Below are 12,856 nucleotides of genomic sequence, written 5' to 3'. Positions count from 1 at the left end.
GCCGTTGCGGCGACGCTTATTTCGCTTTGGGCGGGGCGGGCGGCGCGCCGATGAGTCCAAGCTTCGTCAGCGGCGCCGCCGTCAGCTGACGCATCATCAGCACCATGCCGTTGACGAGTGCGGCGCATCCGCAGATGAGCGCCGTCGTTGCCGCGCACGATCCGGAGGCCGCCCATCCGGCCGATGAGACGAGTCCCGGCTGCACCTGCCAGATGACATAGACGCCGTAGGCGATCGCGCACAGGCCGAGCGTGATCAGCGCGGTCGCGACGAGCTGGATCGACGGCGACGAGACGCGGTCGCCTGGACGGTCCATGCCGGAGGCGCGCGTGCATGCCAACGTGAGCATCATCAGACCGCCGGCGACGAAGATCGCCATCAGCACGTCGCTCGGCCGGTGCCACTGATCGAAGACGACCGATACGCCGACGGCGATCGTGCATAGCGTCGACAGCACGGCACATATGGCGCGCCACGCGTGCGGCGCCGCGCACAGCAGCACGAATCCGGCGGCCGCGGCGAGCATCGTGTGCCCTGACGGCGCTGAATTGTTGACCGACGATTCCACATAGATGAGGAACGGCCTTGGCAGATACGGCTTGAGCAGTTTCGCGGCGACGAAGCAGACGGCGCTGTAGACGGCGAGTTGCCCGACGAGCCACCAGCGGCGGCGCAGTGCGGCGACGACGAAGGCCGCGATGCCGAAGACGAGCGCGACACCGATGATGATCGGCGACTGCAGATGGCCGAAGCTGAGCCATGACGGCATCGTCGACGCATAGTTGACGATCGCGAGGTCCTCGAAGGTCTGCCCGGCGACGGTGCGTACGCCGAGCCAGTAGACGGCGCCCGCGATCGCGAGGAACACGACGCCGAAGACGACGGCGAGGACGACGCTCGACGTGCGCGGGCGCAACGTGAGCGGATCGAGCTTGGCAAGCTTGGCCTTCATGTCCTGCGCGAGGACGTCCTCCTCATGGGGCCGCGTATCATCGTCGCGCCTGAGCGGCTGCGGCACGGGGCGTTCCGGCTTCTCCAGCGCCGACCATTGCGTCGCGTTGTCCGAAGCGTCCTGCGGGAGCGCGGGCGAAGTGTCATGTGTGTGCTCGGTCATGCTACCGACTGTAGCGCACGTGGGGAAAAACGCGGGGAGAAAGCCGCCTGGGTATAGAAAAACCTCCGCGCACCCACCAGAGGCCACTTACCCTTGCTGCATTCCTGCCCTGGGGGGATTGGGTGACGTAGTGCCACGCGGAGGCATTCATCAGTGTACACCATGGCCGGACACCTGCAACACGCGCCCATCGTATGACGCTGTTGCATGTCGCCGTCGCCACCGTTGCATGACGAAGGCCACCCGCACGATGCTGATGCGGGCGGCCTTCAGCCGAAAATCCGGGCGGACAGGGAGGGGATCAGGCCTTCCAGACGTCCTTGCCGTCGGCCTTCGCCTTGGCGACGTCGGCGTCGAGCTCGGCCTCGTTCGCCTCGACCTTGCCGGCGATGAACTCCTCAACGAGGCGACGCGCCTCGTTGTCCTCATGCTGCACGGCCGGAGACTTCATGAAGTAGGAGGACGGCGCGAGCACCGGGCCGGCGAGGCCACGGTCGAGCGCGATCTTCGCGGCGCGCACGGCGTCGATGACGATGCCGGCCGAGTTCGGCGAATCCCACACCTCGAGCTTGTATTCGAGGTTCAGCGGGACGTCGCCGAAGGTCGTGCCTTCGAGGCGGACGAACGCGAACTTGCGATCGTCGAGCCATGCGACGTAATCGGACGGACCGATGTGGACGTTGTACGGATCCATCTCGTGGGGGACGATCGACGTGACGGCGCGCGTCTTCGAAATCTTCTTCGATTCGAGGCGCGAACGCTGCAGCATGTTCATGAAGTCCATGTTGCCGCCGACGTTGAGCTGATAGGTGCGGTCGAGATGCACGCCGCGGTCCTCGAACAGACGCGCGAGCACACGGTGCGTGATCGTCGCGCCGACCTGGCTCTTGATGTCGTCGCCGATGATCGGGACGCCCGCATCACGGAACTTCTGCGCCCACTCTGGGTCGGAGGCGATAAACACCGGCAGGCAGTTGACGAACGCGCAGCCGGCATCCATCGCGGCCTGCGCATACGCCTTGTCGGCCTCTTCGGAGCCGACCGGCAGATAGGAAACGAGGACGTCGACCTTGTTGTCGCGCAGCACCTGAGCCACATCGACCGGTTCCTTATCCGACTCCTCGATCATCTCGCGGTAGTACTCGCCGAGACCGTCAAGAGTCGGTCCGCGCAGCACCTCGACGCCCAGATTCGGGACATCAGAGAACTTGATCGTGTTGTTCTGCGACGAGAAGATCGCCTCGGACAGGTCCTTGCCGACCTTGTCGGCGTCGACGTCGAACGCGGTGACGAACTCGATGTCGCGCACACGGTAGCCGCCGAAGTTGTTGTGCATCAGTCCCGGGATCTTGTCCTCATCCTTGGTGTCCTTGTAATACTCGACACCCTGCACCAGTGACGAGGCGCAATTGCCCACACCGGCGATAGCCACGCGAATGCTCATGAAAAATGACTCCTCTAGTTGCGTGCGTTGTTCGCCTTTCAGCATACCGCGCATTGCCCGCGGCGGCCTGCCAAAGGAACTTCAAGACACTAACGTTACCGTGTGTGCAGGAAAACCTACGCCGGCGTAGTCGGCCGTCGCCGATGCGCCCCTCGGCGAAGCGTCGGCCGTTTTTCAGGTACGCCGATTACCGTGGACTGCATGGCTTCACAGACACGTACCGTACGTTCGGGCGCGTCGGGCGACGCACACAGGACGTCGCACGGCTCCGCGAACGCAAGAAAGACATCGACGGGCCCCGCCGGCGCGCGCAGGAACCATCGCGCGCCGAAGAACAAGAAGGACCCGAAGCGCAAGCACAAAGGACTGTGGTGGAAGATCCTGCTCGGCGTCATCGGCGGCATCATCGTCCTCGGCATCGCACTGTTCGCCTATCTGTACGCGACGACGGACATCCCGCAGCCGGAGAAGATCGCACTCGCCGAGAAGACGACCGTCTACTACAACGACGGCACGACGCCGATCGGCTCGTTCTCCGAACAGAACCGTGAGATCGTCAACTGCGCAACGCTCCCCGACTACGTCGGCAACGCGATCGTCGCATCCGAGGACCGTTCGTTCTGGACAAACAAGGGCATCGACATCACCGGCATGGCGCGCGCGCTGTACAACAACCTGACGAAAGGCACCCGTCAGGGCGGCTCGACGATCACGCAGCAGTACGCGGAACGCTATTATCTGGGTGAAACGACGTCCTACTCAGGCAAGATCCGCGAGGCGATCCTCGCGATGAAGATCGCGAACTCGCAGGACAAGTCCGAAGTGCTGTGCAACTACATGAACACGATCTATCTGGGTCGCGGCGCCTACGGCATCCAGGCCGCCGCCCAAGCGTACTTCGGCAAGGACGCGAAGGATCTGACGCCTTCCGAGGCCGCGATGATCGCCGGCATCATCCCGGCGCCGAGCACATGGGATCCGGCCGTCAACCCGAAGCAGGCGGAAAAGCGCTTCGACCGCGTCGTCGGCATCATGAAGGACGACGGCTACCTAACCGCGCAGCAGGCGGCGGACGCAAAGTTCCCCGAAGTCAAGGAATACGTACCCAGCAACGACTACGCGGGCCCGACCGGCTACATCCTGTCGACGGTCGAGACCGAGCTGACGAACAACAAGGCCTTCACGAAAGACGAGCTGGAGACCGGTGGATACAAGGTCATCACGACGCTCGACAAGACAATGCAGGATCGCATCCAGCAGGTCGGCGACGAGCGGCCCGAAGGCATGCCCGAGACGTTGCAGATCGGCGGCATCGCCGTCGACCAGAGCAGCGGATCGGTGCGCGCGATGTACGCGGGACAGGACTATCTCAAGCAGCAGCTCAACAACGCGACGCAGTCGACGTTCCAGCCGGGATCGACGATGAAGCCCTTCGGCCTCATCGGCGCCGCGCAGGACGACGTGAGCTTCTCGACGCTGTTCAACGGCAACTCGCCGGAACGCTTCGAGACGACGCCGGGCACCTTCGCCGAAGTGCCGAACGCGCTCGGCATCAGCTGGGGCACGATCAACCTCAATCAGGCGACGGCGAACTCGGTGAACACCGTGTTCATGAACGTCAACGAGCATCTGACGCCGAAACGCTACGCGCAGATCGCGCATGACGCCGGCATCACCGGCGACATCCAGGAGGACACGCTCTACAACATCCTCGGCATCAACTCGCTCACCGTCTGGGATCTCGCACAGGGACACTCGACGATTGCGAACAACGGCACGAAGAACACGCTGCATCTCGTCGACCGCGTCACGAAGGCCGACAAGGACATGTACAAGGCGAATCCGGAGCCGAAGAAGGTCTTCGATGAGAACGTCTGCGCGCTCACGCAGCACGCGATGCTCGGCACGACGACCTACGGCACCGCCGCTGGCGTCTCCTCGCAGCTTGGCCGTCCGGTCGCCGGCAAATCTGGCACCGCAAACGACGAGACAGCGGCGAGCTTCGTCGGTTATACGCCGCAGCTGATGAACGTGTGGGCGATCTGGAATCCGGGCGAGAACGGCGAGAACCTCGTCGTACCGTCCTTCGCCGGCTACGGCGTCTCGTCGACCGGCTATCCGGCGCATCTGTTCTCCGAGTTCATGTCGACGGCCGTCGCCGACATGCCGGTCGAGCAGTTCCCGACCGCCGTCGACAACGGCAAGATCGGCGGCCCGGACGGCGACTGGGGTCTGGGCGGATCTCGCGCGCCGTCGACGAATCAGGGACAGAACACGGTCACGCCGAGCGAATCGCCCAGCGAGTCGGCGTCGCAGAGCGCGTCGCCGACGCAGAACGCATCGCCGTCACAGACAGCGAACGACAAGCCGACGAGCGAGCCGCAGCAGCCGGCACAGCCGACGCCTGAGCCAACGCAACCGGCACAGCCGACCACCGAACCGACGCCGCCGGCACAGCCGACGCAACCGGACACGCAGCCGACCACTGAGCCGCAGCAGCAATCCGGGCAATAGCGGAAAGTCGGGCCGCGTCCGGCGCAGTTGACATGACTGTGCCGGACGGCAGGCAGGCAGGCCGAGCGGGCGTCCTTTCGCATGTGCTTCGAAAGGGCGCCCGCTCGTTGTATGTATATGGAATCGATGACGGGACAGCGATTCGACTCAATCAGACATCGGCTCAATCAGACATCGTCGGGGCGTCGTGCAGCGGCATCGACGCCTCGACGCACCACAACGCGCCGTCGCCCGCCCCAGCCGCGAGCGCGCCACCGCATTGTTCGAACAGTCGCCGGCAACCGGCGATGCCCGAGCCTGAGGACGCCGTCACGTTCGGCTGTGCGGCGCGCGTATTGCACCATGACAGATACAGCGTGTCCCCCTGCACATCAACGGAACAGACGAACGGATGTGCGGCGTCGGCGTATTTGACCAGATTGCCGAACAATTCATGAATCAGTCCGTCGAGCGCGGCGATGCGGTCAGTGCCGGACGTGACGAAACGGGCACCGTCGCCGACCGACGTCAATCCGTCAAAACCGAGCTCGCGCACACGGCTATGCTGCCGCTCGATCGCCGTATGCACCGGCAGCGTACGACGACGCTCCGCGCGGAGCTCATCGCCGTCGCCGGACGCATGCAGCAAAAGGATGCCCGAGCGCACCGAGGCGAGCGCGTCTTCAACAGCGGCAGACACCTGCGCGAGGCGTTCGTATTCCTCATCATCGTTCGCGTTCGCCGTTTCGACTTGTGAATGGCGCAGCGTCAGCAACGCATAGACGAGATCGTTGCACGCCTCGTCGTGCAGCCTCGCCGCGACAGCCATATGCTGCTGTTGCATGCGCCAACGGTCGCGTTCGCGCATGTTCCTGCGCACGATGCGCACGATGCAGCCGATGACGCCGGCGAGCAGCATGTTGGCGCACAACGTCAGCATCGGCATGATCGCCAACGGCGGGACGAAATCGGCCATCAGCAGATGCGACACGTAATCCGCCGCCACGAACACAAACGTGAAGACGACGGCAAGCGGCATGCCAAGGTATCCCAGCACCCCTACGGCCGTCAATCCCACATAGCCGAAGGCGGGCGGCACCGGAATCGGGCTGACGAGGAACACGCACCACAGGATGGCGACCGGCGCGACGCCTGCGAGCGGACGGTTCGCCAGCAGCCACAGGCAGGCGATTTCGACGCCGGCGAGACAGCAGGAGATCCATCGACCCTCCCCGACGAACCGGCATGCGTCCAATACGAGCATCACCGTCCACAGGATTGCGACGCCGCGCAGCAGCATGGAGGGCATATGGTGGGCGCGCTCGCGCACGGCACTGACGAAACTGGAAGGACGAAGGTCACAGCAGGCCATACCATCGGGCTTTCTCGATGGCTTCGGCACGATTGCGCACGCCCAGCTTCCCGGAGGCACGGTCGACGAAGGTGTAGACGGTGTTACGGGAGACGGCCATGACACCGGCCACTTCGTCCGTCGTCTTGCCTTGCGCATACAACGCGAGCACCTCCCGCTCACGTGTGCTGAGTTCGTTGTCTCTGATGTCTTTGGCCGCCGGCGTCTGCGGGGATGCGCACAGGATTCGATGGGCCGTGCGCGCATCATGGAAGCTCTCAGGCTGGATGCTGCCGCCTTCGGCGAGGGTTGCAAGCCACGACGTCAGACCGGGGATGATGGACTGCTTGTCCATGATGCCTTGCGCACCTGCCGCGGCCAGATCGTCACGGAACAGTTCCGGATCAAAAGCGGTCATGCCAAGCACCGCCGGACGAGGCGAGTGCATACGGATCGTCTTGCACAGGTTCGGACCGCTCATCGCGCCAAGCGCCATATCTACGAGCAGCACATCCACATCCGGTTTCGCGTACAGGCAGCCGTGCACCGCCTGCGCACAGGATGTGGTGGCCCACGCCAATGTACATTGCCGCGGCTGCGCCTTCAGCCACTGCGTGATGGTTTGTAATGCCCATGCATCGTTGTCGATGACGGCAAGCACCGGTATCGCCATATGTCCCTCCCCATCTGAGACGTCGCTCCTTCTCTCTGGCTCTCCGGCAATCATTGCCGAGCCAACGCGGCGCATCCATCCACGCGTACCGCGTACGGGCATTGTAGCTCACGATCCTTCATCGTCGCCGCAGAATGCCCACAACGCAGCCATGTAGTGTTTTCTTTACATGGCTTTGGCGCCACGCTCCCACCCCAATACGCTGGAGTATGTCCATTCATCGATTATTCGACGAAGAAGAAAACGATGTAAAGGAGTTGCCATGACAAGCAAACACCTAAGTCGCAAAGCGATCGCGTTGCTGGCCATCGCCGCATCCGCTTTCTGTTTTGCCTCCCCCGCCCTTGCGGGCAATACCGCCAAGACCGGTTGGAGCGCCTACCTCACCAACTGGAACACCTCAGATACCTCCAAATCGTCAGAAGCAGAACACTTCTGACGGATACATCTCGGCAGCAAGCGTTTCCGGCAACCGAACCATCCGCGCATGGATGCTCGGCTATTCCAATGAGGACGTGCGCTCCGGTACCGTAACGCTGACCTCGGGATCTGTCGGATACGTCACCAATCAGACCTATCAGATTTTCGGCCGCAAGCAAGTGCATATGCGTCTGCAGAACACGCAGAACGTCGCCGGTACGGAAGCCGCAGGACTCTGGGCCCCTGACAGCAACTGATAATCCCACTCGCAATGGTGCGTGGTGGTGAAGGACTGCGCGTCCTTCACCACCACGCATCACCACGCATGATAGCCAACTCCGGAGGCCCCATGAACGGATCCATCATTCGCCGCCAACTGCGCAGTAATCTATTGAGCGGGCGCATGGCAATCATTATCGTGCTGTCAGCCGGCATGATCGCCGTGCAATGGTGGACGACTCACCGAGCCAGTTTTGTGCTGTATGATCACGAACCCACCTTCCTCGCGGACGTCATGCTGTTCAGCCAGTTCGGCAGCGGCGCCGGCCTCTACCTATTCCTGATGCCGTTTTTGGCGGCCTTGCTCGGCGGCAGCCTCGTCGCCGAAGAACGATACTGGAAACGCGCACCTTTCGTCATCAGCCGATGCGACCGCCCAATATTCTTACGTTCGTCCCTCTGCGCAGGTTTTCTGCTCGGCGGCATCGGCGGTCTGATGCCGTTGGCACTCAACATGCTCATCATGGGCATCATCAATCCTCATATGAACTTCATTGAAGGCACCGAATGGGATGAAACAGGTTTGTATCTCAACCGCTATGTACTCGTTTCATCGAAGTCATGGGCGTATCCGCTGTACGAGCGTAGCCAATGGCTATGTGTCGCCGTCATCTGCCTGCTTGTCTTCGTGATTTCCGGACTGTTCGCCACGTTGGCCATCTCCAGCTCGTTGTTCATCCGGCGTCGTCATATGGAATTGCTTGTGCCATTTACGCTGAGTCTGCTGTGGTGGCTGTTCACGACCAGCGGGAAAGGCGGCCGCGATCAATGGACGCATATCATATTCCTGAATTTCTCCCCAGCCACGGTGGACGAACTGCGTGCGCAAAATTACGTGGGAATCGCCCTATCCATCATCCTGCTGCTACTGGCGACTTCCATACCGCTTCTCATCAAAGGACGGCAAGATGTCTCCTGATCGACTTCGTCGCCAATTACGCATGCGTCGTCCTCCCGTATCCCCCGTTGCGCTCATCATCAGCATCGTGATTTGCTGTGGCTGCGTCATAGGAAGCCTCATGAATTACCTGACATGCACGCTATACGGCTTTGGGCGCGACACGATCGGATTTCTTCGCGTAGGCGCAGCGCAATTCGTACTGCCCGCATCGCTCACATTGGCATGCCTGTTCCGAGTGGAGTATAGCGCCTTCGTGCTTGTCCGCCATGATCCCCGCACACAACTGACCGCGAATCTGTGCCGTATCATACTCATCTCTCTGGCAGCCGCCGTCGGCGGCGTAGTGTTATTCGCCATCGTTGTATCTGCTCGAGTAGGGCCACCACGGGCAGATGACATCACATTGCTGCTCACCGCCATTGTTCTCACATCCATGATGGAACATATCATTGGCGCTGCTGAATATGCTGCTCGCCGTCTGCAGCCTCCCTTGGGCCTATGGGACCGCCATGCTCATTGCGTTCTTCGCGCTGGCCGAATGGATGTTGCTGCCGCTCGGCGGCGACGTCCAAAGGTACGTATGCTTCTTCTGGTATCCGCTCAGTTTCGATTGGAACGTCATCCTCGTTCAGCAACTGCTGCCGTTCATCGGCTACTGCATCGTCATGATCCTGACGATTGTCACGGTCTTCGAGCATCGCGATCGATTGGAGACATGACATGCACGTTGCATTCGGCCAATTGCGCACAGCGTCCCGCGCACGCCTTGGCATGCGCTTGCTGTTACTGACGCTGCTCGCCATCGTGACCTACGCGTATTACATATCGCCGCATGATCACGCCATGTTCATTGGCATGGTACGCCCATCCGACGATCCGAGTGCGCCTGCGCTGCTGACGAATCTACTGCCCATCGCGTTCATGGCGACAGCCGTCGCACTACCATTGAGCGGCCCTCTGGATTTCCTTGCGTCACCGGATTATCTGGTATATGTGCGCCGCCCACGCACCGTTGGTCATTTCGTCGCCTATCTGGCCATGCTCGTCTTTTATTGCGCGATGCTGTGCGGCATAGAACTCGCTGTGGCGATCGCCATACAGCCGACAGAGACAGCCACGCTGGTTCCTGGTGCCATATGCGCGATGCTGACATCGCTGACGCTGATCCTCATCATCGACGCCGGCCGTCTCGCCGAAGCCGCCGCCTACGGATATCTGGCAGCCATCACACTGTATGCGGTTGTCGCCGCCGTCTCCCCCGTACTTGCATGGTTCGCACAACCCACCCACGGGTTGCCACTATCCGCATTGCTGGCCACGGTCTTCGCAGGCACCGTCCTGCTGCTGTTCAGCAGATTGGAAATACGCTGATATATCCGTCTCGAAAGGAGCATCCTCATGCATGTCGCAATCAATCATCTCTCCAAAACCATCAAGCACAAGCCGATTCTGCGCGACGTCAGCGCGCAGTTCGAGCATGGCGCCGTCTACGGCATCGTCGGGCCCAACGGGTCGGGCAAGACGATGCTGCTGCGCGCAATCTGCGGTTTCATCCACCCCACCGCCGGGCAGGTGCTCATCAACGGACAGCCGGTGGAGTTCAACCGCAGACTGCCCGAGCCAGTCGGCATCATCATCGAGGAACCGGGATTCCTCCCCTATGAGACGGCGATGGACAATCTGCAGTATCTCGCCGGCATCAATCACGATTTCGACACCACGGAGACGGACAGGCTGCTCACACTATTCGGTCTCAGGGGTCACGAGCGGGAGAAGGTGAAGTCGTATTCCTTGGGCATGCGCCAGAAATTGGCCATCGTGCAGGCGTTGATGGAACATCAGCGCCTCATCCTGCTCGACGAACCCACCAACGGCCTGGATGAACATTCAGTCCAGATGTTCCTCGAGGAGATGACACGGCAGCGGGATAAGGGCAACACCGTCGTCATCGCAAGCCATCACGGCGACGAACTGCAGCAGATCGCCGACCACTTCTACCATATGGCCGACGGCATGCTCACCGAAGGATGACGTCCATTGCACGAATAGTGCACGAAAGGCGGCCGCCGAGCGCAAAGCCCAGCGGCCGCCTTTTGCATATCACAGCGTTCAGCGCGCCGAACGGTTGACGGCGGAGATGATTGCCTTGAGCGAGCTCGTCACGATCGACGAATCGATGCCGACGCCCCAGACGACGTTCGTCTCACCATCCTCAAGCGCAATCTCGCACTCGACGTAGGAGGCGGCGCGCGCGTCGGTACCGACCGACAGCGTATGCTCGGCGTAGTCGAGCACGGTCGCGTCGACGCCGAGCACCTTGACGGCGTCGAGGAACGCATCGATCGGGCCGTTGCCGGTGCCGGAGATCTCGCGGACCTCCTCCGGGTCGACGCCGACGTTGAGGCCGCGGTCGAGCACGGTCGCGTTGAGCGCCGTATCCGAGCCATCCTCGCCCGAGGACAGGCTCACCTTGAGCAGCTTGAGACGGCCCCACTGTTCGAGCGACGCGTCCTGCTGATCGCCGACGACGGCGCCGGCCTCAGTTGTCCCGGCCTCCTCGACGGGAAGATACTCGTCTTTGAACAGATGCCAGATATCCTCGTCCTTGACTTCCTTCTTCGTCGCATCCGCATGCTGCTGCACGACGCGCTCGAACTCGACCTGCAGTTTCTTCGGCAGATCGAGGTTGTGGTTCGCCTTGAGCAGGTACGCCATGCCGCCCTTGCCGGACTGCGAGTTGACGCGGATGATCGCCTCATAGGAGCGGCCGATATCCTTCGGATCGATCGGCAGATACGGCACGAGCCACACGAAGTTGTCGAGCTCGGCGCCCACCATGTTGGCAGCCACTTCGCGCGCTTCGAGACCCTTCTTGATCGCGTCCTGATGCGAACCCGAGAACGCCGTGAACACGAAGTTGCCGGCGTAGGGGTGACGTTCCGAGATCTTGATCTGGTTGCAGTATTCGACGGTGCGGCGAATCTGCGGGATGTCGGACAGGTCGATCTGCGGGTCAATGCCCTGCGTGAGCAGGTTGAGGCCGAGCGTGACGAGATCAACGTTGCCGGTGCGTTCGCCGTTGCCGAGCAGACAGCCTTCGATGCGGTCCGCGCCGGCGAGGATGCCAAGCTCGGCCGCCGCAACGCCCATGCCTTCGTCGTTGTGCGGGTGCAGCGACAGCACGATCGCGTCGCGGTCCTGCAGATGGTTGGAGACGTACTCGACCTCGTCGGCGAAGACGTTCGGCGTCGTCATCTCGACGGTCGCCGGCAGGTTGATGATCATCGGATGCTCGGGAGTCGGCTTGATGACGTCGATGACGGCGTTGCACACTTCGACGGCGTATTCGGGCTCGGTGCCGGTGAAGGACTCCGGCGAATACTCGTAATAGAGATCGACGCCTTCGGCATCCGCCTCGAGTTCCTTGCACAGCTCGGCCGCGTCGGTCGCGAGCTTCTTGATCGCGTCCTTCTCCTTGCGGAAGACGACTTCGCGCTGCAGCACCGAAAGGGAGTTGTAGAAGTGCACGATCGCACGCTTGACGCCCTTGAGGCATTCGTAGGTCTTGCGGATGAGGTGTTCGCGCGCCTGGGTGAGCACGACGATCGTCACGTCGTCGGGAATGAGTTCGCGCTCGATGAGCATGCGGATGAAGTCGTAATCGGTTTCCGAAGCGCTCGGGAAGCCAACTTCGATCTCCTTGTAGCCCATCTCGACGAGCATGTTCCAGAACCGCAGCTTGCGGTCGGCGTCCATCGGGTTGACGAGCGCCTGGTTACCGTCACGCAGATCGACCGAGCACCAGCGCGGTGCACGGGTAAGTCGCTTGCCCGGCCACGTGCGCTCCGGGTAGTCAAACGGCACCTGCTTGTCGTATGCGACGTACTTCGTGTACGGCATCGAGCTGGGCTTCTGCGGAGCGCCGATAAAACGTGCCGGAGGCAGCAGCGGGTCGTTGTTCCCTCCGTTGGAAGCCGCGGCCACTGCGGCGAGATCAAACACGGACGAATGATCCTGACCCATCTCTCCTCCTTCTGTGAGTGTTTTGAAACTGTGAGTGCAGTCGTTTCCACGATATGTCCACGGATGTGTTCACATCGTGGCTATGCACGGTCGTGCATATCGTCCTACCCTATAAAGCCTACCGAGGCAATCGTGGAGAAACGTCCACAATCCGGCCA

At 61.7% G+C, this 12,856-nt stretch carries 12 protein-coding genes and 1 other RNA gene; 7 read left to right on the top strand and 6 right to left on the bottom strand.

Going from position 1 to position 12,856, the window contains the following annotated elements; genetic code table 11:
* Window positions 1-16: 16 nt before the first annotated feature.
* From CGZ88_RS06575 to CGZ88_RS06565, 3 genes are all read right to left on the bottom strand, one after another.
* Complete coding sequence (locus CGZ88_RS06575; protein ID WP_026644749.1) at window positions 17-1,114, bottom strand: phosphatase PAP2 family protein; 1,098 nt, start codon at window positions 1,112-1,114, stop codon at window positions 17-19.
* A gap of 53 nt (window positions 1,115-1,167) precedes the next feature.
* Window positions 1,168-1,264, bottom strand: an RNA gene (ffs, locus tag CGZ88_RS06570) — signal recognition particle sRNA small type.
* Window positions 1,265-1,415: 151 nt separating this feature from the next.
* On the bottom strand, window positions 1,416-2,558 hold the full coding sequence (locus CGZ88_RS06565) for an inositol-3-phosphate synthase (protein WP_024541652.1): 1,143 nt from the start codon (window positions 2,556-2,558) through the stop codon (window positions 1,416-1,418).
* A gap of 201 nt (window positions 2,559-2,759) precedes the next feature.
* Here CGZ88_RS06565 and CGZ88_RS06560 point away from each other — a divergent pair, with 201 nt between their 5' ends.
* Window positions 2,760-5,072, top strand: a complete 2,313-nt coding sequence (locus tag CGZ88_RS06560; RefSeq protein ID WP_101671422.1) for a transglycosylase domain-containing protein — start codon at window positions 2,760-2,762, stop codon at window positions 5,070-5,072.
* A 163-nt stretch (window positions 5,073-5,235) separates the two neighbouring features.
* Here the strand turns inward: CGZ88_RS06560 and CGZ88_RS06555 are convergent, their stop codons facing one another.
* Window positions 5,236-6,351: a sensor histidine kinase gene (locus tag CGZ88_RS06555; RefSeq protein ID WP_026644750.1), complete on the bottom strand. Its 1,116-nt coding sequence runs from the start codon at window positions 6,349-6,351 to the stop codon at window positions 5,236-5,238.
* Window positions 6,352-6,409: 58 nt separating this feature from the next.
* Window positions 6,410-7,075 (bottom strand): helix-turn-helix transcriptional regulator, encoded by a 666-nt coding sequence (locus tag CGZ88_RS06550; protein ID WP_165778728.1) that lies wholly within the window; start codon window positions 7,073-7,075, stop codon window positions 6,410-6,412.
* A 262-nt stretch (window positions 7,076-7,337) separates the two neighbouring features.
* Between CGZ88_RS06550 and CGZ88_RS08990 the strand changes: the two genes are divergently transcribed.
* From CGZ88_RS08990 to CGZ88_RS06525, 6 genes are all read left to right on the top strand, one after another.
* Window positions 7,338-7,514 (top strand): hypothetical protein, encoded by a 177-nt coding sequence (locus CGZ88_RS08990; protein ID WP_165778727.1) that lies wholly within the window; start codon window positions 7,338-7,340, stop codon window positions 7,512-7,514.
* 52 nt (window positions 7,515-7,566) lie between these two features.
* Window positions 7,567-7,752: a hypothetical protein gene (locus tag CGZ88_RS06545; RefSeq protein ID WP_026644752.1), complete on the top strand. Its 186-nt coding sequence runs from the start codon at window positions 7,567-7,569 to the stop codon at window positions 7,750-7,752.
* Between the two features lie 92 nt (window positions 7,753-7,844).
* Window positions 7,845-8,693 (top strand): hypothetical protein, encoded by an 849-nt coding sequence (locus tag CGZ88_RS06540; RefSeq protein ID WP_133120914.1) that lies wholly within the window; start codon window positions 7,845-7,847, stop codon window positions 8,691-8,693.
* Between the two features lie 431 nt (window positions 8,694-9,124).
* Entirely contained in the window at window positions 9,125-9,394 is a 270-nt protein-coding gene (locus CGZ88_RS06535) for a hypothetical protein (RefSeq protein WP_026644753.1), read from the top strand.
* A 1-nt stretch (window position 9,395) separates the two neighbouring features.
* Window positions 9,396-10,046 carry a hypothetical protein gene (locus CGZ88_RS06530; protein WP_051198463.1) on the top strand — a complete coding sequence of 217 codons (651 nt, stop codon included), beginning with the start codon at window positions 9,396-9,398 and terminating at the stop codon, window positions 10,044-10,046.
* A gap of 27 nt (window positions 10,047-10,073) precedes the next feature.
* The gene (locus CGZ88_RS06525; protein ID WP_101671419.1) at window positions 10,074-10,706 is read left to right on the top strand and encodes an ABC transporter ATP-binding protein; all 633 of its coding nucleotides are present in this window, start codon (window positions 10,074-10,076) and stop codon (window positions 10,704-10,706) included.
* Window positions 10,707-10,784: 78 nt separating this feature from the next.
* On the opposite strand, the gene leuA is transcribed toward CGZ88_RS06525, so the two are convergent.
* On the bottom strand, window positions 10,785-12,698 hold the full coding sequence (gene leuA / locus CGZ88_RS06520) for a 2-isopropylmalate synthase (RefSeq protein ID WP_026644756.1): 1,914 nt from the start codon (window positions 12,696-12,698) through the stop codon (window positions 10,785-10,787).
* Window positions 12,699-12,856 lie beyond the last annotated feature (158 nt).

Source organism: Bifidobacterium anseris, from assembly GCF_002860345.1.
GTDB classification, from domain to species: domain Bacteria; phylum Actinomycetota; class Actinomycetes; order Actinomycetales; family Bifidobacteriaceae; genus Bifidobacterium; species Bifidobacterium anseris.
The sequence above is the reverse complement of the archived record's forward strand: the minus strand, read 5'-3'. Positions and strand labels throughout refer to the sequence as shown.

Bases quoted from the DNA above. Each gene is read 5' to 3' on its own strand.
- CGZ88_RS06575 (WP_026644749.1), bottom strand. From the start codon at position 1,114: ATGACCGAGCACACACATGACACTTCGCCCGCGCTCCCGCAGGACGCT.
- CGZ88_RS06565 (WP_024541652.1), bottom strand. From the start codon at position 2,558: ATGAGCATTCGCGTGGCTATCGCCGGTGTGGGCAATTGCGCCTCGTCA.
- CGZ88_RS06560 (WP_101671422.1), top strand. From the start codon at position 2,760: ATGGCTTCACAGACACGTACCGTACGTTCGGGCGCGTCGGGCGACGCA.
- CGZ88_RS06555 (WP_026644750.1), bottom strand. From the start codon at position 6,351: ATGCTGCTGCGCGGCGTCGCAATCCTGTGGACGGTGATGCTCGTATTG.
- CGZ88_RS06550 (WP_165778728.1), bottom strand. From the start codon at position 7,075: ATGGCGATACCGGTGCTTGCCGTCATCGACAACGATGCATGGGCATTA.
- CGZ88_RS08990 (WP_165778727.1), top strand. From the start codon at position 7,338: ATGACAAGCAAACACCTAAGTCGCAAAGCGATCGCGTTGCTGGCCATC.
- CGZ88_RS06545 (WP_026644752.1), top strand. From the start codon at position 7,567: ATGCTCGGCTATTCCAATGAGGACGTGCGCTCCGGTACCGTAACGCTG.
- CGZ88_RS06540 (WP_133120914.1), top strand. From the start codon at position 7,845: ATGAACGGATCCATCATTCGCCGCCAACTGCGCAGTAATCTATTGAGC.
- CGZ88_RS06530 (WP_051198463.1), top strand. From the start codon at position 9,396: ATGCACGTTGCATTCGGCCAATTGCGCACAGCGTCCCGCGCACGCCTT.
- CGZ88_RS06525 (WP_101671419.1), top strand. From the start codon at position 10,074: ATGCATGTCGCAATCAATCATCTCTCCAAAACCATCAAGCACAAGCCG.
- leuA (WP_026644756.1), bottom strand. From the start codon at position 12,698: ATGGGTCAGGATCATTCGTCCGTGTTTGATCTCGCCGCAGTGGCCGCG.